Source organism: Hymenobacter sp. BT18, from assembly GCF_012273015.1.
Taxonomy (GTDB): Bacteria; Bacteroidota; Bacteroidia; order Cytophagales; family Hymenobacteraceae; genus Hymenobacter; species Hymenobacter lutimineralis.
This window is the reverse complement of the sequence record NZ_CP050954.1, coordinates 3,408,432-3,427,188: the sequence shown is the minus strand read 5'-3', so window position 1 is coordinate 3,427,188 and position 18,757 is coordinate 3,408,432. Positions and strand designations below refer to the sequence as shown.

Annotated in this window: 15 protein-coding genes; 6 read left to right on the top strand and 9 right to left on the bottom strand. The window is 61.6% G+C overall.

Annotated elements, in window-relative coordinates; genetic code table 11:
- Nucleotides 1–63 precede the first annotated feature (63 nt).
- The 6 genes from HER32_RS14725 to HER32_RS14700 form a co-directional block, all read right to left on the bottom strand.
- A complete protein-coding gene (locus HER32_RS14725; protein ID WP_168682412.1) occupies nt 64–3,525 on the bottom strand; it encodes an Ig-like domain-containing protein in 3,462 nt (1,153 codons plus the stop codon).
- Between the two features lie 473 nt (nt 3,526–3,998).
- Nucleotides 3,999–4,853, bottom strand: a complete 855-nt coding sequence (gene rfbD, locus HER32_RS14720; protein ID WP_149072549.1) for a dTDP-4-dehydrorhamnose reductase — start codon at nt 4,851–4,853, stop codon at nt 3,999–4,001.
- A 41-nt stretch (nt 4,854–4,894) separates the two neighbouring features.
- Nucleotides 4,895–5,848 carry a TIGR03915 family putative DNA repair protein gene (locus HER32_RS14715; RefSeq protein WP_168682411.1) on the bottom strand — a complete coding sequence of 318 codons (954 nt, stop codon included), beginning with the start codon at nt 5,846–5,848 and terminating at the stop codon, nt 4,895–4,897.
- 10 nt (nt 5,849–5,858) lie between these two features.
- Nucleotides 5,859–6,737 carry an alpha/beta fold hydrolase gene (locus HER32_RS14710; protein WP_168682410.1) on the bottom strand — a complete coding sequence of 293 codons (879 nt, stop codon included), beginning with the start codon at nt 6,735–6,737 and terminating at the stop codon, nt 5,859–5,861.
- A 52-nt stretch (nt 6,738–6,789) separates the two neighbouring features.
- On the bottom strand, nt 6,790–6,957 hold the full coding sequence (locus HER32_RS14705) for a hypothetical protein (protein ID WP_168682409.1): 168 nt from the start codon (nt 6,955–6,957) through the stop codon (nt 6,790–6,792).
- A 62-nt stretch (nt 6,958–7,019) separates the two neighbouring features.
- Nucleotides 7,020–8,285, bottom strand: a complete 1,266-nt coding sequence (locus HER32_RS14700; protein WP_168682408.1) for a putative DNA modification/repair radical SAM protein — start codon at nt 8,283–8,285, stop codon at nt 7,020–7,022.
- A gap of 244 nt (nt 8,286–8,529) precedes the next feature.
- On the opposite strand from HER32_RS14700, the gene HER32_RS14695 reads away from it, so the two are divergent.
- From HER32_RS14695 to HER32_RS14670, 6 genes are all read left to right on the top strand, one after another.
- A complete protein-coding gene (locus tag HER32_RS14695; protein WP_168682407.1) occupies nt 8,530–10,431 on the top strand; it encodes a hypothetical protein in 1,902 nt (633 codons plus the stop codon).
- 126 nt (nt 10,432–10,557) lie between these two features.
- Nucleotides 10,558–11,388: a S1 RNA-binding domain-containing protein gene (locus HER32_RS14690; RefSeq protein WP_149072544.1), complete on the top strand. Its 831-nt coding sequence runs from the start codon at nt 10,558–10,560 to the stop codon at nt 11,386–11,388.
- Nucleotides 11,388–11,930 carry a hypothetical protein gene (locus HER32_RS14685; protein WP_168682406.1) on the top strand — a complete coding sequence of 181 codons (543 nt, stop codon included), beginning with the start codon at nt 11,388–11,390 and terminating at the stop codon, nt 11,928–11,930. Before HER32_RS14690 ends, HER32_RS14685 begins: the two co-directional genes overlap by 1 nt.
- 68 nt (nt 11,931–11,998) lie before the next feature.
- Nucleotides 11,999–12,667: an NAD-dependent epimerase/dehydratase family protein gene (locus tag HER32_RS14680; protein ID WP_168682405.1), complete on the top strand. Its 669-nt coding sequence runs from the start codon at nt 11,999–12,001 to the stop codon at nt 12,665–12,667.
- Between the two features lie 73 nt (nt 12,668–12,740).
- Complete coding sequence (locus HER32_RS14675) at nt 12,741–13,307, top strand: hypothetical protein (RefSeq protein ID WP_168682404.1); 567 nt, start codon at nt 12,741–12,743, stop codon at nt 13,305–13,307.
- Nucleotides 13,308–13,583: 276 nt separating this feature from the next.
- Nucleotides 13,584–14,951, top strand: coding sequence for a T9SS type A sorting domain-containing protein (locus HER32_RS14670; protein WP_168682403.1), 1,368 nt, complete (start codon nt 13,584–13,586; stop codon nt 14,949–14,951).
- Between the two features lie 64 nt (nt 14,952–15,015).
- On the opposite strand, the gene HER32_RS14665 is transcribed toward HER32_RS14670, so the two are convergent.
- The 3 genes from HER32_RS14665 to HER32_RS14655 form a co-directional block, all read right to left on the bottom strand.
- Nucleotides 15,016–15,243, bottom strand: coding sequence for a hypothetical protein (locus tag HER32_RS14665; protein WP_168682402.1), 228 nt, complete (start codon nt 15,241–15,243; stop codon nt 15,016–15,018).
- 67 nt (nt 15,244–15,310) lie between these two features.
- Nucleotides 15,311–16,303: a DUF4249 domain-containing protein gene (locus HER32_RS14660; RefSeq protein WP_168682401.1), complete on the bottom strand. Its 993-nt coding sequence runs from the start codon at nt 16,301–16,303 to the stop codon at nt 15,311–15,313.
- Nucleotides 16,304–16,313: 10 nt separating this feature from the next.
- Nucleotides 16,314–18,677 carry a TonB-dependent receptor gene (locus tag HER32_RS14655; protein WP_168682400.1) on the bottom strand — a complete coding sequence of 788 codons (2,364 nt, stop codon included), beginning with the start codon at nt 18,675–18,677 and terminating at the stop codon, nt 16,314–16,316.
- Nucleotides 18,678–18,757 lie beyond the last annotated feature (80 nt).

The following is an 18,757-nucleotide window of genomic DNA, read 5'->3' as shown; positions in this document are numbered from 1 at the left end:
TCGGCACACAAAAAAGCCCCGACCATTGTTGGCCAGGGCTTTTTATAATGGATGGACAGAAGCCTACCGGCTTATTACCAGGCGTTTGGTTACGGCTTCCGTGTCAGTTATTATCCGGATGAGGTACACGCCATTGGCCAACTCCGCCGCGTTCAGCTCCAGGGCTACCGGCTGGCTGCCAGACGCGCGGCCCGTGCCAATGCGGCGAAGGCAGGTGCCTTTCAGGTCGTAGAGCTCTGCGGTGTAGACGCTGGCTTTTAGCGAAGTAAACGCAATAACCGTGCGCCCGACGCTGGGGTTGGGGTACACCGTTACGCTCGTGAGGCTGGTGGGCTGCTTGCTGGCCGTAGTAGTAGCGCAGCTGGCTCCAACCACGTAGCTGTGCGGGGTAGCAGCCGAATTGCGCTCGGGGCCGCCGGCCCCAACCTGGTAGGTGAAGTACACGCTCAGGGCCGTACCGCTGGCGATGGTGCGCTTGAAGGTAAAGTCCCCATTGGCAGCCTTGGTCATGTTGTAGCCCGGGTAAGCACCCGCGCCGCCTTCCTGAATGAACACCAACGCCAAAGTGCCCCCGGCTACCGCGCCCAGGGGGTGGAAGGTGAAGGTCACCTCGTCGCCGCTGGTCTCGGCTTTGAAGCTGTAGTCGGCGGTGGTAGCACAGTAGCCGGCTTCCGCGGGCAAGCTCACGTTGATGCGCACGGCGCTGGTGGTGGAGCTGTTGCCGCCGTTGTCGGTGGCTTTCACCGTGAGGTCATACTGGCCCACGGCGGCGTCTTTCCACTCGTAGGTATAGGGCGCGGTAGTGTCTTCGCCCAGCTTGGTGCCGCTCTGGTAGAACTCCACTTTGGTGATGGTACCATCGGTATCGGTGGCCGTGGCCGTGAGCGTGATGGTGGCTCCGGCCGTGAACGTGGCGTTGGCCTGCGGGCTGGTGAGGGCCACAGTGGGGGAGCTATTATCCGGGTTGCAGATCTGGCCGGCCGTGTAGGCATGGGGCTTGTCGGCGCTGTTGCGCTCGGGGCCGCCCGCACCCACCTGGTAGGTGAAATAGAAGCTGGTAGCTACGTCATTGGCAATGGGCTTGCTGAAAGTGAAGTCCCCGTTGGCCTTTTTCGTCATGGTGTAGCCCGGGTAGCCACCCACGCCGCCTTCCTGAATGAAGACCAGCGCTAGGTTGCCCCCGGCTACCGCGCCCAGCGGGTGGAAAACGTAAGTTACGCTGCCATCCTGGCTGTATACTTCGTAGCTGTAGTCGCCGCTGGCGGCGGTGCCGGTACAGGCCAGGGCCTTCACCTCCACTTGCACGGCCGCCGACGTGGTGGTGTACCCGTCGTTGTCGGTGGCCCGGGCCGTGAGGCTGTAGGTGCCGGCCGCCACGGTTTTCCACTCATAGGCATAGGGTGCCGAGGTGTCTTCGCCCAGCTTAGTGTCGCCGTTATAGAACTCTACTTTGCTGATGGTGCCGTTGGCATCGGCGGCCGTGGCCGTGAGCGTGATGGTAGCCGGCCCGGTAAACTTATCGGTTGCCACGGGGCCGGTCAGCGTCACCGTCGGCTTCACCGGGTCGGCCACGGTGATGCTCACGGCAGCAGACGTCTTCACCGCGCCGCCGTTGTCGGTGGCTTTGGCCGTGAGGGCGTAGGTGCCGGCCGCGGCACCCGTCCAGGTGTAGGTGTACGGGCTGGTCATGTCGGTAGCCAGCAGCGTGGTGCCTTGGTAGAAGTCTACCTTATAGATGGAGCCATCAGTATCAGTAGCGGTAGCCGTGAGGGTGATGCTGGCGGGCGTGAGGTAGCTGGCTTTGTCGGTCGTCAGGCTCACGGTAGGCGCCGCATTGTTGGGCGCGGCCACGTATACCGTTACCGGTGCCGAGGTTGTCGCGGCGCCTTCGTTGTCGGTGGCTTTAGCCGTGAGGGCGTATACGCCGGCCGGGGCGCTGGCCCAGGTATAGCTATAAGGCGCGCTGGTGTCTTCGCCCAGCTTGGTGGTACCCTGGTAGAACTCCACTTTTGCCACCGAGCCGTTCTCGTCGGCGGCCGTGGCGCTAATGGTTATGCTGGCGGGCGTCGTGAGCACAGCCTCGGCCGCCGGCGCGGTGATGGACACAGTGGGCGAAGGATTGGCCGCTACGCCCCCGGTTAGCCGGGCATCATCAAAAAAGAAGTCGGCCGCGCCGGTGGCTGGGTCGCCAGCAAACATCAGCAGGCTGGTCATAGAGCCCAGGTCGATGTGCATGCCCATGTTGGGCTGGTTGAAGGCGCTAAGCGGAATGCTTACCTCGTGCCAGGCACCGTCGCGCACCAGCCCGTACTGGGTGGCCCCATTGGCCGGGAAGTTGATCCAGCTTTCCCCATGCCCGCTTTTCACCCCTATCTTGAACTGGCCTTTATAGCTGCTCTTGAACTGAAACTTGAGCGCGCCGTTTTCGGCAAAGTTGAGCATATTCAGCGGGGCGTGGTCGAAGCCCATGCCAAACCAGTCGCCGGCGTTGGCATGCACGGCCAGCACCTCGGTGCCTTCGTAGGCAGCCGGGGCCGGCTCGATGTTGGTAAGGTTGTTCCAGTAGTACAGCTCGGCGTTGGTGCCCAGGGTCAGCTTGTTGGTAATGGAGGCCTGCTCGGTGTAGATGCCGAAGCTGCCGGTGTAGGCGTGGTCTTTGCCCAGGTACAACTCGTCGCCGGGGTTTTGGTAGAGGCGCACGTAATCCACCTGCATCTTGGCCGGCAGTGCGGCCGTGATGCCGCCCCCGTCGCCGATGCCCGTATATACGCCGCCCACGGCCATGTTCAGCAGAATGAACTGGGCCTTATGAAACTCCTCCATGTCGGCATTGGCCGCCAGCGTAATGTCTTTGGAGAAATACTCCGTCCCGTCAATATACATCTTGATGGCCTGGGCCGTCCAAACCAGCTTGTAGACATGGTATTCGTCGGCGAGGCTAGTGGTGCCTTTGTAGGTTTGCACCGCGTACTCGTGCTTACCGTCGAGGCTCCAGTGCAGGGCGCCGCCGGCCCAGTTATTCACGTTGCTGGGATACGCTTCCTTCGACCCCATTTCCATTACGTCAATTTCGCCGCTGGCAGGCCAGGTGCCCGTAGCGCCCAGCAGCCAGAAAGCAGGCCACAAGCCATTTTTCAGGTTGGGCGTCTTGATGCGAGCTTCCAGGGTGCCGTATTTGAACTGCACGCGCCCCAGCGTTTTAAGGCGGGCAGAGGTGAAGTCGCGGGTCTGAAATTTCTCCTTAAGGGCCTCTATGACGAGGCTGCCGTTTTCTACGCGGGCGTTTTCGGAGCGGCTGGTGTAGTACTGCAGCTCCTGGTTGCCCCAGCCGCATAACCCCCGCTCGCAGCCGTCCCCAAAGTCAAAGGTCCAGCTTTCCGGATTGATGGCGTTCCCGTCGAAGTTTTCTTCCCAGACCAGCGTCTGAGCATTGGCACTGAGGGTGCTGCCGAGTAGCACCGCGCCGGTTAGCAGCGGGCCCGCTAAGCGGCGCCAGAAGTGGGTGGTAGTAGTCGTTTGATTCATGCGTGGTGGGGGTTTAGCAGATGAGTAGAAGGCTGTTTGGCGGCCGGTGATACCCGGCTTATTTATTTTCGGCGCAGGTCATTTTTTCGAGTTTCTCAGCGTGTGCCAGCCACTGTGCCGGCGCAGTAGCTGGGCGGCGGCAGGGCTACCCGCCGGTTTCTGAGCGGCGGGGCTTGTGCGTATGGCGCATGGGCTACCTCCGCCAAACGCAAATCCCGCCCGGCGAAGCCGCCGCCGCCGGGCCAGCAGGCCGGTTTCCCCTGTAGGCACACGTGTGTTGCAAGCGTATAAAACGGACGTCCTAACGCAATTTTTCCTGGAGTCATACCTGGTAAAATGGGCAGCAGCGGCCATAAAACCTATTTATCCAGCGCCCTGCTGTCTCGTTTCCCTGTTTGGCGCGCACACAAAAAAGCCCCGCCCAGCAACAACAAAGCGGCTGGGCGGGGCCCCGGATGATCAGGTGGCAGTTCTTACGCCAACTGGCGCAAGCAGGCTTTCAGGCTTTCCCGCCAGTGCGGAATGGCCAGCCCCAGAGCCGCTTTCACGTTGGTTTTGTCGAGCACTGAAAACGTGGGCCGCGTAGCGCTAGTAGGATACTCGGCCGTGCGAATAGGCACCACCCGGGTGGGCAAACCGCTCAGCTCGAAAACGGCCACCGCCAAATCGTACCAGGAAGCCACGCCCTCGTTGCTATAGTGATAAAGTCCATAGGCCGTGCTTCCGCTGTCGATGATATGCAGCAGGCAGTCTGCCAGGTCGAGGGCGTAGGTAGGAGTACCCAGCTGGTCCCAGATGACGCGTACTTCGCTTCGCTCCTGCCCCAGGCGCAGCATGGTTTTCACGAAGTTGCCGGCGTACCGGGAATACAGCCAGCTGGTGCGCAGGATGAAGTACTGGCCAGTGTGGGCCGGAATCACCTGCTCGCCTTCCAGCTTGGTGCGGCCGTACACGCTGATGGGCGCAGCTTCGTCGGTTTCAATGAGGGGTTGGTTGCCCGTGCCGGCAAACACGAAATCGGTGGAAACGTGCAGCAGCGTGGTGCCAAACTCCCCGCACAGGCGGGCCAGATTTTCCACGCCGTCCCGGTTCACGCGCCGGGCCGTGTCGGCTTCTTCCTCGGCTTTATCTACGGCCGTGTACGCGGCGCAGTTGATGAGGTACGTGGGCCGATACTGCGTAAAGACGCTTTGCAGCGCGGCCTCATCCAGGATGTTGGCCTGGGTCCTGGGCAGAAAGATCAGGTTCGTCAGCTGCCGCTCCCGACCCAGCTGCTGCAGGCATTGTCCCAACTGGCCCGCGGCTCCAAAAACAAGCGTTACGCCCATAAAAACTTCGATAAGTAGCTAGGGTAGAAAGATACCGCAAGCTAGTCCTTTTCGTTTCCGTCGGGCGTAGTTGATGGCAAAGACGCGGTGGTCGGTGACTGCACCGGGCGCTTGTTGCGGATAGCCGCAAAGCGCTGCTCCCGGGGTTGCTTTTCGCTGAGGTAGCGCCAGTAGCGCAAGGGCATGTGCCGCCGGTGCAGCTTCAGGTTTTTGCGCTCGGGTATGTTTACGTGGTCGAAGTAGGCCTGCCACAGCACCTGGAAAAGGGGTTCCCGCTCGTCCAGTACCGTGGCCGACACGGCGCTGCTGTGCCGGGGCGTGGCCGAGTCGAACTCCACTACATCGGTCTGGTGCAGGTCATAGTACAGGCCGTAGCGGCGGCGCCGGTCGTAGATCAGCCAGCGCTGGTCGGCGTAGCGCTTGGTAAAGTGCGCGGCAATCAGCGGCAGCACGTCGAAATCGGGCTCGATGGTGGCGTGGAACAGGCCGTCCTGGGTTTTCTCGAACCGCACGAAGGCTTCCATGCGGTGCTTTTCGCGGTACATCTGCTGGGCCAGGCGCTGCACGCGGCGCACGTTGTCGTCGGCGTAGTTTTCGGAGATGTCGCGCCCGGTGCGCATGGCCAGGTCGGCGTAGCGAAAGATGAGCAGCTCCCGGTCGGGGGCCTCGCTCAGGAACACGTGAAACAGCCGCGTACGGGCATCTTTATCCAGGTAGCGCAGCAGGTTCTTCCACACCCGCGCCGACAGGGTCTCATCGGTAGCTACGGCCACGGGCTGGGCAAACAAACCGCCCTGCATGGCACCGTGGGCCTGAATGCTGTTGGGGGCGGCTTTGCGCTCATAAATGGTGAAGAGCACCGTCAGCAGCCCTTCAAACGACCCGTCGTAGGTGTAATCAAGCGGCGCCTGCCGTAGCTCCGGCACCCCGGGGCGGCGGGTAGCGGCAGGGCCCACGCTGGCGGCTGGGCGGCGAAAAGGCAAAGACTGGGACACGCAGCGAAGTTTATACGGGAAAGGAAACAGGCAGGCCGGGGCGCAGAAAATCCAGCAGGTGGCGGTTTACGGCGGCTGGCTCTTCTTGGTGCAGCCAGTGCGTAGCCTGCTCAAAATACACGAGCTGGCCCTGGGCGCACTGCTGCAGACTCAATGCCGCCAGCCTCGGCTCCAGGAAGGCATCCTGCTTGCCCCAGAGCAAGAGTAGCGGAATGCTTACCCGGCCCGTGCGGCTTGGCTGGCGCAGCGCCGCCCGGTACCAGCTAATCATACTGGTTAGTGCCCGGGGCTGATTCCAGGCAGCTACGTAGCGTACCAGATCTTCGCTAGAAAAAGTACCCGTGCGGCTGGTGCCCCGCAGGACGCCTCGCCCGAAGCGGAACTGCCGGCGCCGGAAAAGCCACTCGGGCAGCCAGGGCAATTGAAAGAAAAACACATACCAGCTTTTTAGCAGCTGCCGCGGCACCTTCCGCGCAGCCTGCCCCAGCACGGCCGGGTGCGGAACATTGAGAATAGCGGCCCGGGAAATACGCTCGGGGTGCCAGGCGGCCAGCCACCACGCTACAATACCGCCCCAGTCGTGGCCTACCACGGCGGCCTGCGCAACGCCAGCCGCATCCAGCAGCCCCAGGACATCCGCCCCCAACTGCTTCAACTGGTAGGCACTGATGCCCGCCGGCTTCTCACTGCGGTTGTAGCCGCGCTGGTCGGGCACCCACACGCGGTAGCCCGCGGCGGCCAGCTCCGCAATCTGGTGGCGCCAGCTGTACCAGAACTCCGGAAACCCGTGCAGCAACACCACCAGTGGACCGTTTGCAGGGCCACACTGCGCCACGTGCAGGGTGACGCCATTGGTACGGATGTCGTGGTGCTCCAGGGGAAAGGCCATAGTCAGCCTACCAAGGCGGGGACGCAAAGGTTACGCCCCGCCCTCAGCAAACCTAGGCTGCCTGCTGCTCCTGCCGGGCCGCGTTGGCGCGGGCGGCCTGCTGGTGCATTTGCCGTACCAGCGGGAGCAGGTCGGAGAGCTTGCAGCAGCAGGCCAGACGAGCAACTTTTTCTGATTTGGGAGCGGCCGACGCGTCGGCGGCGCGGTGGGTAATGGTCATGGGAAGCGGGCGTTGTAAGTGGCTGTTTCTGGTTGAATGGCTGTTGGTAGGATGCAATAGCCTTAAGAAGCCTGCGCGAACAAGTCGAGTTGCTGGGTGACCAGGGCCGAGCGCACGGAGCCGGCCCCAAACAGTATCTGCCGCCGGATGGCCTGCTCGTCCAGCTCCCGCCGCTCCAGGGCCTGGCCCCGGCACGTGAGAAAGAACTTGGCCCGCTTCAGCACCACCCCAAACTTGTGCAGGTGGTCCAGGGTGAGGGGCGCAAAGCGGCGCGCGGCCACAATGCGCTTGGCCGAGCGGGCCCCGACGCCAGGAATGCGCAAAATCATTTCGTAGTCGGCCGTATTCACATCTACCGGAAACACGTGGCGGTTGCGCAGGGCCCAAGCCAGCTTGGGGTCTACCTCCAGATCCAGGTAGGGATGCGCAGGGTCCAGGATTTCGTCGGCCTGGAAGCCGTAGAAGCGCATCAGCCAATCGGTTTGGTACAGGCGGTGCTCCCGAATAAGCGGGGGCTGCGTGACCTGGGGCAGGCGGGCATCATCCGTCACGGGAATGTAGCCGGAGTAGTACACGCGCTTAAGACCGTAACCCTTGTAGAGCGAGTCCGAGAAGCTGATGATTTGCAGGTCGTTTTCGGCCGATGCGCCCACGATAAGCTGGGTGCTTTGGCCAGCCGTGGCAAACTGGGGTACTTTCTTGAACAGAGACTTTTCTTCCTTATTCTGAATGATGCCGTCCCGGATCTGGGCCATCGGCGTCAGAATTTCCTGGTAGTTCTTCTCGGGCGCCAGCGTCGTCAACGCCATTTCCGAAGGCAGCTCAATGTTCACGCTCAGCCGGTCGGCGTACAGGCCGGCTTCCTGAATCAGCTCCTCCGAAGCGCCGGGAATGGCTTTCACGTGGATGTAGCCGTTGAACTTGTGCTCCGTGCGCAGCTTTTTGATGATGCGCACCAGCCGCTCCATGGTATAGTCGGGCGAGGAGAAGATGCCGCTGCTCAAAAACAGGCCTTCGATGTAGTTGCGGCGGTAGAAGTTCATGGTCAGATCCACCACTTCCTCCACCGTGAAGGCGGCGCGCTTCTGGTCGTTGGAGCGGCGCGACACGCAGTAGGCGCAGTCGAAAATGCAGTGGTTGGTGAGCAGGATCTTGAGCAGGGACACGCAGCGCCCGTCTTCGGTGTAGCTGTGGCAGATGCCCATGCCTTCGGCGTTGCCTAAGCCCTTGTCCACGTTTTTACGCTTGCCGCCGCTGCTGGAGCACGAAACATCGTACTTCGCGGCATCTGCCAAAATACTTAGCTTTTCCTGAATTCGCTCGTTCATTCGGACTGGTTTCTGGGCTTAAAAATAGCAGCTTGCGCTTCACCACACAATAGTTTATAAGACTAATTTCATTAGAATCGTTCCGCAACAGACCGCAACTTTACCGGATACTTTGCCCGCCAAACTGCCGGTGGCTGCCAATCAGGCTAGTTGCCGACCCGACTTGTCCCGGGCAGTGGTCCGCCAGGAACTATGCATCAAAGCGCCACAGGCTGTATCTTGCCCGGAAGGCTGCGGAATGACTATGAGCTACGGGACGTTGATTGGGGTATTCTTGCTGGTGCTGGGCCTGGCGCTGCCGGCCGCCGCCCAGCAGCCCGTACCCAGCGCCGCCCCCGACACCATCGGCGAAACCAAGGCCGACTCCCTGCGCCGCCGCTTCGACCAGGAGCAGTTCTTAACCCAGCTGAAGGCCTATACCAAGCGCAAGACCATTGCCGGCAAAGCGGCGGCGGCCATCTTCAACTTCACGGAGCGCCGGGAAGAAAAGGCCGGGCTCGACGCCGAGCTGCTGAACCGGCAGTACGACCGGCACAACTACAAAATCGTGCGGCGCATCAACATCCGCACCCTCGATGCCTTTGGCTACCGCATCAACGACCCGGGCCGGATGCCGCGCAACATCCTGGAAAAAGGCGGCAATGCCCTGCACATGAAAACTTCCCGGGCCCGGGTGCGCCAGGTGCTGCTGTTCCGGCGCGGCGACGAGCTGGAGCCCCAGGCCCTGTCCGAGTCGGAGCGTTTGCTGCGCCAGACGGCGGAGCTGCTGGATGCCCGCGTGTTCGTGAACGAGCAAACCAGCTCCCGCGACAGTGTCGATATTGAAGTCGTGACCAAGGACGTGTTCAGCCTTAGCGGCTCGGTGCAGCTGCGCGACGTGAAGGCCGGCGTCATTGGCCTGCGCGACGTGAACTTCCTGGGGCAGGGCCACCAGTTTCGCAACCGCTACGAGTACGGGCGCAGCGTGGATGAAAACCCCGGGGCCCAGTCCTGGCGCTACGAGGGTAGCTACCTGGTGCCGTTTCGGCACTTCGTGAACGGGCAGGCGCGCTACCTCAACGAAACCCGCAACCGCCAGGGCAGCATCCGGTTTTCCCGCGACTTTTACTCCATCACCACCAAGTACGCCGGGGCCCTGGGCTACGACTTCTTCGACCGGCTGGAGGCCGTGAGCGGGGTGGGCAGCCCGGAAGACCCTTACGTGTTTAAGCCGGTGCAGTACAATGTGCAGGATGCCTGGCTGGGCCGCTCCCTGCCCCTAAAAAGCTACGACCTGGGCTACGAAAACCCCGGTCGCCTGATTGTTTCGGGCCGCTACCTGCGCACTACCTACGCTAAGTCGTACTTACCAACCCAGGTGAACAACCAGCTGGTGCTGGGCACCGTGGGCTACAGCGTACGCCGGTATTATAAGGATACCTACTTATTCGGCTTTGGCCGCACCGAGGACATTCCCACGGGTTCCCAGGCCAGCCTGACCACGGGCTACGAATTCAACGGCACCGGCAACCGCCGCTACGTGGGCGTGCACCTGGCGGGGGCCGGCTACCACCCGCGCCGGGGCTATCTGTACGTGGGTGGGGAGTTCAGCTCCTTCGTGCAGGGCCGCCGCAACGACTGGCAGCAGGGCCTGGCCAGCAGCGAAATCCTGTATTTCACCCGCCTCTACCACACCGGCAACTTCCAGTGGCGGCACTTTTTCTGGAACCGCGCCCTCATCGGCCTCAACCGCCGCCCCGACGAGCGGCCCCTGTCCATTGAAGGGGACCGGGGCCTGCGCGGCTTCACCTCCGACGGCCTGCTGCGCGGCACTAGCCGCTTCGTCATCAACTACGAAACCACGGTGTACACGCCTTTCTCTTTTCTGGGTTTTCGGGTGGCGGCGGTGGGCTTTCTGGATGCGGCCTGGCTTAACACCAAAGCAGGCCGCGACCTGCCTTTCTACGACAAGCCGTACACGGGCATCGGCGTGGGCCTGCGCTTCCGCAACGAGTACACCGTGCTGCGCACCTTCCAGCTGCTGCTGGGCTTCTACCCGCGCGGGCAATACACGCGCAACGGCCTGCGCATCTTCGAGAATGCCCGGCCCTACTACGATTTCAGCGACTTCACCTTCGGGCAGCCCGGCATTACGCAGTACCAGTAGGGCTATGAAAAGCGGCGCCCACCCCACGCCGAGGGCGGCCGCTTAACCCCTACCCCACCAATTCCCGTACCTTTGGGCCATGGCCGCAGCAAACCAGCCGGCCGGTACCCAGCCCCACTCAGCCCCATGCAACTCGGTGATTTCAACGACCTGGAAGTAGCCCGCGAAGTAGACTTCGGAATGTACCTGACGTCCGACGACGGTGACCTGCTCCTGCCCCGCAAATACATTCCGGCTGGCACGCGCGTGGGCGACGTGGTGCGCGTGTTCGTATACCGCGACTCCGAGGACCGCCTGATTGCCACTAACCTGGAGCCTTACGCCCGCGTGGGCCAGTTTGCGGCCCTGAGCGTGCGCGACGTGACCCCCACCGGGGCTTACCTCGACTGGGGCCTGGAGAAAGATCTGCTGCTGCCCTACCGCAACCAGCGGCGCAACCTGCGCCCGGGGGAGCGGGCCACCGTGTTCGTGTACCTCGACGAAACCACCGACCGGATTGTGGCCTCGGCCAAGTGGGAGTGGTTTCTGAGCGACCAGCCCTACCCCGGCAAGGAAGGCGACGCGGCCGATTTGTTTGTGGCTGAAGAAACCGACCTGGGCTACAAAGTCATTGTGGATGGCACCCACCAAGGCCTGCTCTACCACAACGAAGTGTTTAAGCCCCTGCGTCTGGGCGACGTGCACACTGGCTACGTGCGCCGCGTGCGTCCCGATGGCAAGCTGGACCTGAGCCTGCAGAAAGTGGGGTTCGACGAAGCTCTGGACGTGGCGGAGCAGCTGCTGGCGGCCATCCAGAAAGCCGGCGGCACCCTGCCGCTTTCCGATAAAAGTGAGCCCGATGACATCTACCGCCGCCTGGGCATCAGCAAAAAGCTCTTCAAGAAGGCCCTGGGCACGCTCTATAAGCGCGGCTTGGTGCAGCTCGCCGACGACCACACGCGGCTAGTAGATAAATAATGGATGGTACCTGGGAATTGCCGCAGCTGCTGGGCTCCTGCGACACCATGGCCCAGCAGCTGTACACAGAAGCCGAATGGGCTTTTGCCGTAATTGGGGAGGGCTTGCTACTATTGGTTATAGCCTGGCTGAGCTGGCGTCATTATTCACGCCTCTCTTCTTCCGCCAACGGCTCTATTACCGGCATAATACTGCTGGTGAGCGTATGGCTGTATATAGGTTACCACGCGCTGAAAAAACACGCTGCCACCCAGGACGTTTTGCGCAATGGGGCCGTAGCCACGGGCCGTATTCTTAGCGTGTACCGTTTTCGCTCGATGACAACTTACGGCGCGCGGTACTATTTTACGTTTCAGGGGCACTTATACTACGGCTATATGCAGCTTCCGGCACTTGCGGCGTTTGCCAACCAAAGTCGCCAGGAGTCATACGAGACGGCCTATCTGGACCACACCTATGTGGTGCTGTTTTCGAAAGCTGACCCAGCTAACTCCTATCTGAGTACAGACTGCCCGGTCTATCCACTGCCAGACAACCCATAGCCGACTGTTGCCGTCTACAGTCGGAACCGGTTCGCCCCGTGAACATGCCAGTGAATATCCCAGCTTCCATGAACAAAACTGCCCTTATTGCCGGCGCCAGCGGCCTGGTAGGCCAGCACCTGCTGCCGCTGTTGCTGGCCAGCGACCGGTATTCCAAAGTAATTGCGGTGGGACGCCGGGCCCTGCCGCAGGTGCATCCCAAGCTGGAGCAGCGCGTGGTAGACTTCGACCACCTGGAAGAGCAGCGCCTCAAGCTCATTGCCGACGACGTGTACTGCTGCCTGGGCACGACTATCCGGCAGGCGGGCTCCAAAGAAGCCTTTTACGCCGTCGACTACCTCTACGTGGTGAAGCTGGCGGCTCTCACGGCGGGCAACTTCGCGGCCCAGCTGATGGTCGTTTCGGCCATGGGGGCCGACGCGGATTCGCGCTTCTACTACAACCGGGTGAAGGGCGAAATGGAAGACGCCGTGCGGCAGACCCCGTTCCGGGCCATCCACATCTTCCGGCCTTCTCTGCTGCTGGGTAACCGGGCGGAAAAACGACTGGGCGAGCAAGTGGGCGCGGTGATGTTGCAGTTGGTAAAATCCCTGCTGCTGGGGCCCCTACGCAAGTACCGGGCGGTGTCGGCGGAGGCCGTGGCCCGGGCTATGCTGGGGGCGGCCGGCCAGGATGGGGGCGGTACCCGCGTGTACTTATCCGATGAAATTGCGGCCGGCATCCGCTCCGACGGGTAGGCCGCTGCTCCGGGGTTGAAGCTTCTGGTGCTACCTTTACGGTTCACTTGTTTGTTTCCTTTTCGCAGTACGCATGAAAAAGAGTTGGTTGGTTACCTTGTTGGTGGTGCTGATGGCCGGCACCAGCGCCTGGGCCCAGAAAAAAAGTACGAGCAGTGCCAGCACCAGTTACGGTACCGGCATCGGGCTGCGCGCCGGCGGCTACTCCTCCGGGCTCACCGTCAAGCATTTCCTCAGCGGCAAAAACGGCGTGGCCGTGGAGGGCCTGCTAACAACCGAGTACAAGGCCCGGGGCGCCCGGCTCACGGTCTTGCTGGAAAAGCAAAATTCCATCAAGGACATCAAAGGCCTGGCCTACTACTATGGGGCCGGGGCCCACGCAGGCGCCTACCGGGGCAGCTACTACTACCGCGAAGTGCGGTACTATCAGAAAAAGGGGCGCACCTACTACTACACGCAGTACTACGAAGATGATACCCGCTACGTGGCACTGGGCGCCGATCTGATCCTGGGCCTGGAGTATAAGATGCCCGATCTGCCCTTCGTGCTGGGCGTCGACTACAAGCCGTTCTTCGAAGTATTTGATGGTAACGTGGGCGTGTATAATGACGCGGCCCTCAGCCTGCGCGTGATTTTCTAGCGGGGAGCCTACCTCGCCGCCAGGGCCGGCTACCAACGCACAGTTGGTAGCCGGCTTTTTATTTGCCGGCCTCCGTACCCCACGTAAAGCCATAATATGTGATAAAGCCCCTATGCAGCCGCAGGCTGCAAGCACCTTTTTGGCGGGCTCACCACATTATTATGCGATTGTGGCCCCTGTGCCCCAGGCAGACCTTTGTGTTGTTCCCGGTGCTCCTCAAAAGCCAAGCTTGCGACGGCACCTTTGTTCAGCCATTCTATCTGCCCAGTTCACGCTATGAAACACATTCGACTCCTTTTACTGGTAGCTGTCAGCATGCTCAGCTCCAGCCTGGCTTTTGCCCAGCAGCTGGCCCAGGCCTACCTGCTGCGCGCCCTGCCTGCCTCCTTGCACAGCACCGTGCAGCTGCCCAGCCGCACCCCCTGGCACACCCGACAGGCAGTTCAGGCGCAAACCACCGTATATCGCCCCGGCCAATCGGTGATGTACCAGTGGGATGAAGAAACCAAGAAATGGTCGGACGCCAAGCAAACGACCTTCACCTACGATGCCAAGGCCCGCCCCGAACAGATAGTGTACGCTGACTCGGTTACCAAGGTACTTGAGATGCGCCAAACCTACTCCTATGACAACCAGGGTCGGCCGGCCGTCCTGAAAATGGAAGCTTGGACGGGTACCGCCTGGAGTAATGCCTCCCAACTGCGGTATGAGTTTGACGCGCAAGGGGACCTGAAGACTTTCTTTCTTGAAAGCTGGGTGGCCAACGCTTGGGTGCCCGTCATTGGCATCCGCTACACTATCACGCGCAACGCCGCCGGCCTCCGGCAGGAAGTAATGGAAGAAGACCTGCAGCCCGACGGCACCTACGCCAAAGCCAGCCGGGAAGTGTACACCATCAGCAACAACCGTTATAGTGAGGTAATGTACCAGGATTGGGACGGCAGCAAGTGGGTAAACACCACCCGGGAAAGAAACTTTGCCTGGGCCGATTGGGCTACCCTTACCCCTTCTTCCTATGAGGAGCAGGAGTGGAAAAACAACGCCTGGCAGGATGTTGTCCGCTACGTTTATACTTACACCGCCAACGGATCTTCGACCGAAACCCTGCAGGTGCGCGAAAACAACGCCTGGGTAAACGACACCCGCGAATCCTTCCTGTACGATAACCTGGGCAACGATGTAGGCCACCGCATGGAAATTTGGCAGGGCACGGCCTGGGATGTAGACTCCGAAACCCGCATTGTGCACTACTTTGGGGCTAACAACCGGATTCTGCGCTCGGTAGAGCAGGACCTGGACCTGAACACCAACACCTACCAGAACAGCTCCCGCACCAACCACAGCAACTTCCAGGCGTTTGTGATAACGGCCAGCCGCGCCTCGGTACGCGAAAACCAGGGCACCCTTTATCCCAACCCGGCTACCAACGCTGCCACCCTGGAGCTGCCGGCCCTGCGGCAAGCGGGCCTGGTGCGAACGGAAATCCTGAACAGTGTGGGCCAGGTGCTGCGGACCACCACCGTGCGCACGCAGCCCGGCGTTACCCGTGTTACGCTGGAGCTTAGTGGCCTGCCCGCCGGTACGTACCTGGTACGCGCCCACACTCCCGAGGGCCTCGTGACCAAGCCCCTGCTGCACCGTTAACATTCTGCTGCGTACGTAAAAAGGCCCCATCAGCTAAGCTGATGGGGCCTTTTGCTTGTTCGGGCTACGGCACCACAATAATCCGGGACGGCCGCCGGGGGGCCGGGCGGTAGTAGCGGCGCGGAGGAGGCAGCGGCCGGGCCCGCACCACTACGGGAGCCGGCTGTACTACCACTACCCGGCGCGGCGGGGGTGGTCCGGCTACTACCGGAGCAGTAGCTACGCACGAGGAAACGGCGGCACTCAACCCAAAGAGCAAAACGGCGGCCGGAAGAAACGAAGGAATACGCATAAGCCAGGCTGGTGAGACGAAACAACACTGGCTTAGAGGCTGAAAGAGCGGCCAGGTTTAACAGCCCTTACTGAATCGGAATGCGGTAGGAAACATCGGTAGCTCCCCCAAAGAGGCCGTAACCCTTTTGCACATTCGAGGCCAGCGGAGCCGGCTCCGCAAACGGGTTGCCGTAGCTTTCCTCGTAGCGCTGCACCGATTGGTAGAAGTTGTAGGTTTCCCGGGTGATGGTGCTGATGGTTACTTCCACGAAGGCCGGCGCAGGAATACCCGGGTTTGTCGGGTTGTAGCCGCCCGTAAAGTAGCCCTGCACGTTCTGCCCCAGCACGATGGTGCGGCCGTTCACGTTCAGGTCGGCGTATACTTCGGGCCGGGAGTTGTAGCTGGCCGATAGCCGGAACCGCTCAACGTCCACCCCACTGTCGTTTTCGTCCTCATCCCGGTAATCAGGTCCCAGCGGCCCCCAGAAGCGGCCATTGGCATCCAGCACCCGGGCCGTGGCCAGGTAGTAGTCGGCGGTGGCGCCGTTGTCGGGCACGTTCACCGTGAGGCGGCCCGCAAAGGCGTATTCTCCCTGGTCGGTGGTGCGGCGAACAAAGGAAGCCTCACTGATGGTGGCCGGAGCGGGTAGGGCCATAGTACTTTCCGCCGTTTCCAGGCCCGGCAGGGTCGCCCGCAGCGTATAGCGCTGGCCCGGCTGCCCCGCAAAGCCGTTGCGGGGCACGTAGTAAGCGTCGAGGCTGTCCTGGGTAGTGGGGTTGTAGTAGCGGTACCGCCCCCGGAATTGCTCCACCACCTGGCCATTTGCGTCCAGCAGCTCCACCACCGCATTCACCGGCTGCCGCACCGGCTTGGTGTTGAAGTTCGACTGGCTGACGCTTACCGTCAGAAGGCGGTGGGGGTACGTCTGCCAGTACAGGGAGTCGGGTTGCTGGTTGCTGAGCACGTAGCTGAGGGCCAGGCGGGGCGTATGCTCGGGGGCCGGGATATCTACGGTGGTTTCGCAGCTGGCCAGCCCCAGCAGTGCTGCCAGCGGCAGCCATTGAGCTATAGTTTTCATAGCAGCGGTGTTAGAAGCGGAAGCTTTTGCTGAAGGACGGAATGATGGGAAACAGCGAAATCTGCCGGTAGGAAGACTTCTCGACTTCGTTGCCATTCTGATCCGTGCGGCCCTCCCGCAGGTACAGGAAATAGGGGTTTTTGCGGCTATAGGCATTGTAGAGGGAGAAGCTGTTTACCACTTCGCCCCAGCGTTTCTTCTTGGTATGGCTCAGGTCCAGGTCCATGCGGTGGTAGGCGCGCATGCGGTAGGAGTTGCGCGGGCCGAAGTCGTCGTACTGGTCGTACACGCCCAGGCGGTAGCGCCCTTCCGAAAGGGTTACCCCGTTGCCGGTGCCGTACACCCACGTGCCGGAGAGCAACAGGTTTTCCTTGAGTTTGTGAATAACCACCAGGGAGGCATCGTGGCGCCGGTCGTACTTAAAGGGGAACAGCCGGCCCTGGTTCAGGGCCGAAAACTTCCGCTCGCTCCAGGCCAGCGTGTAGCCAATCCAGCCGGTAGTGCGGCCGCTCTTCTTTTGCAGGAAGATTTCCCCGCCGTAGGCCCAGCCCCGGCCGCTGGTCACCTGGTTTTCCCAATTGCTGTCGGTAGTACCCAGGAAGCTGGCGCCTTCCCGGTACTCAATCAGGTTGTGCATGGGCTTGTAGTAGGCCTCCAGGCTCAGCTCGTAGTCCTGGTCGTGGTGGCGCAGGGTGCGGGCGGCGCCCACGCTCAGCTGCTGGGCGCGCTGGGGCTTTACGCGGGCCGTGGAGGGCACCCACAAATCGGTGGGCAGCCCAATGCCGCTGTTGGCCAGCAGGTGAATGTACTGGGTGGTGCGGGCGTAGGAAGCTTTAAATGCCCACTCGGGGGTGAGCAGAAACCGGGCAGCCAGCCGGGGCTCCAGCGAGGGGTACAATTTACCATCCACCAGAAAGCCGTTGAGGCGCACGCCCCCGTTTACTTTCAGCCGCTCACTCACGCGGTAGTCGTCCTCGGCGTAGAGGGAGGCTTCGTGCGCCCCCAGCTGGGCTACCGAGTTGAAGGCCTCCGCCTCCACCGAGCCCTTGGCCTGGATAGCGCCCGGCTTGAAGGAGTGCAGGATGTACTGCCCGCCGGCCCGGATGTAATGATCCGGCGAAGGCAGGTAGTCCAGGTCCGACTTCAGGCTGATGTCCCGGATGTTGGTAAAGTAGCGGAGGCTGAACTTGTCGGTGACGCCCTGGTTGCGGCTTTCCTCCTCCACCCCAATGTTGAACTGGTACTTGCTGTAGGTGAGGTGGGTATTGAGAAACAGCTGGTTGTTGAGCACCCGGTTCCAGCGCAGGGCCGAGGTAAGGTTGCCCCAGCCCAGCCCCGCCTTGTTGCTGTTGTAGTCTTCGTCCTGGTACTTGTCGCGGATGCGGGAGTAAAACTTGTCGTAGCCCGTGTAGGCGCTCAGGTACACCCGGTCGCGGGAGCTGATTTTCCAGTTGAGCTTGCCGTTCAGGTCGTGAAAGAAGTAACCCAGGGAGCCGCTGCTGTTCTCACTCGACAGCCCCGCCTTAATCAGCGGCTGGGCCAGAATATCGATGTAGGTGCGGCGGGCCGAGAAGATAAAGGAAGCCGTATCTTTCTTGATGGGGCCTTCCAGCGTGATTTTGGAGGCAATAAGGCCCACGGCCCCCTCCCCGTGGAATTTCTCCATGTTGCCTTCCTTCATGGAAATATCCAGCACCGACGACAGGCGCCCCCCGTAGCGGGCCGGAAAGCCCCCCTTGATCAACTCCACATTGTTGAGGGCATCGGCATTGAACACGGAAAAGAAGCCGAACAAGTGAGCTGCATTGTACACCGGCGTACCGTCCAGCAAGATCAGGTTCTGGTCGGGGGAGCCGCCGCGCACGTACAGGCCGCTGGTGCCTTCGCCCCCGCTTTGCACGCCGGGCAGCAGTTGCAGCACCTTCAGCACATCGGTTTCGCCGAGCAGGGCGGGCAGGGTTTTGATTTGGGTGATGGGCACGTTGATGGTACCCATGCGCGTGCTCTGCGCAATTTTCTCTTCCCGGCTGCCCACCACTTCTACCCCGGCCAGCTCCGCCGACAAGGGCTGCAGCCGGAAATCGTGGGTCTGGCTGGCCTTGGCCGGCGCCGCCCACCGCCCCTTCTGGTAGCCCAGGTAGCTCACCACCAGGCGCACCGAGTCGGCGGAGGCGGGCAGCGTGAGCGAGTAAAACCCGTAGGTATTGGTGGCCGTGCCCTGGCCCGAGGACGGGTGCACCACCGCCACCCCAATCAGGTTTTCTCCGGTAGCGGCGTCGCGCACGTAGCCACTAATGGTTTGCTTTTGCTGAGCCTGGACAAAGCCCGGCACGAGCAGCAGGCCCAGCAGCCAGCCGCGTAATGGTTGTTTCATAGCGTAGAGTAGAGGTAGCAGAGCGTAGCAAACGGGGAGCAACTTGCCTTTGGCAAGAGCCCCCGCCGGGCTGGCGGGTT

What these genes read in the sequence shown, in the direction of transcription:
- HER32_RS14685 (WP_168682406.1), top strand. Translation starts at nt 11,388, where the DNA reads ATGGATGGTACCTGGGAATTGCCGCAGCTGCTGGGCTCCTGCGACACC.
- HER32_RS14725 (WP_168682412.1), bottom strand. Translation starts at nt 3,525, where the DNA reads ATGAATCAAACGACTACTACCACCCACTTCTGGCGCCGCTTAGCGGGC.
- HER32_RS14660 (WP_168682401.1), bottom strand. Translation starts at nt 16,303, where the DNA reads ATGAAAACTATAGCTCAATGGCTGCCGCTGGCAGCACTGCTGGGGCTG.
- HER32_RS14680 (WP_168682405.1), top strand. Translation starts at nt 11,999, where the DNA reads ATGAACAAAACTGCCCTTATTGCCGGCGCCAGCGGCCTGGTAGGCCAG.
- HER32_RS14700 (WP_168682408.1), bottom strand. Translation starts at nt 8,285, where the DNA reads ATGAACGAGCGAATTCAGGAAAAGCTAAGTATTTTGGCAGATGCCGCG.
- HER32_RS14695 (WP_168682407.1), top strand. Translation starts at nt 8,530, where the DNA reads ATGAGCTACGGGACGTTGATTGGGGTATTCTTGCTGGTGCTGGGCCTG.
- HER32_RS14690 (WP_149072544.1), top strand. Translation starts at nt 10,558, where the DNA reads ATGCAACTCGGTGATTTCAACGACCTGGAAGTAGCCCGCGAAGTAGAC.
- rfbD (WP_149072549.1), bottom strand. Translation starts at nt 4,853, where the DNA reads ATGGGCGTAACGCTTGTTTTTGGAGCCGCGGGCCAGTTGGGACAATGC.
- HER32_RS14655 (WP_168682400.1), bottom strand. Translation starts at nt 18,677, where the DNA reads ATGAAACAACCATTACGCGGCTGGCTGCTGGGCCTGCTGCTCGTGCCG.
- HER32_RS14670 (WP_168682403.1), top strand. Translation starts at nt 13,584, where the DNA reads ATGAAACACATTCGACTCCTTTTACTGGTAGCTGTCAGCATGCTCAGC.
- HER32_RS14665 (WP_168682402.1), bottom strand. Translation starts at nt 15,243, where the DNA reads ATGCGTATTCCTTCGTTTCTTCCGGCCGCCGTTTTGCTCTTTGGGTTG.
- HER32_RS14710 (WP_168682410.1), bottom strand. Translation starts at nt 6,737, where the DNA reads ATGGCCTTTCCCCTGGAGCACCACGACATCCGTACCAATGGCGTCACC.
- HER32_RS14705 (WP_168682409.1), bottom strand. Translation starts at nt 6,957, where the DNA reads ATGACCATTACCCACCGCGCCGCCGACGCGTCGGCCGCTCCCAAATCA.
- HER32_RS14675 (WP_168682404.1), top strand. Translation starts at nt 12,741, where the DNA reads ATGAAAAAGAGTTGGTTGGTTACCTTGTTGGTGGTGCTGATGGCCGGC.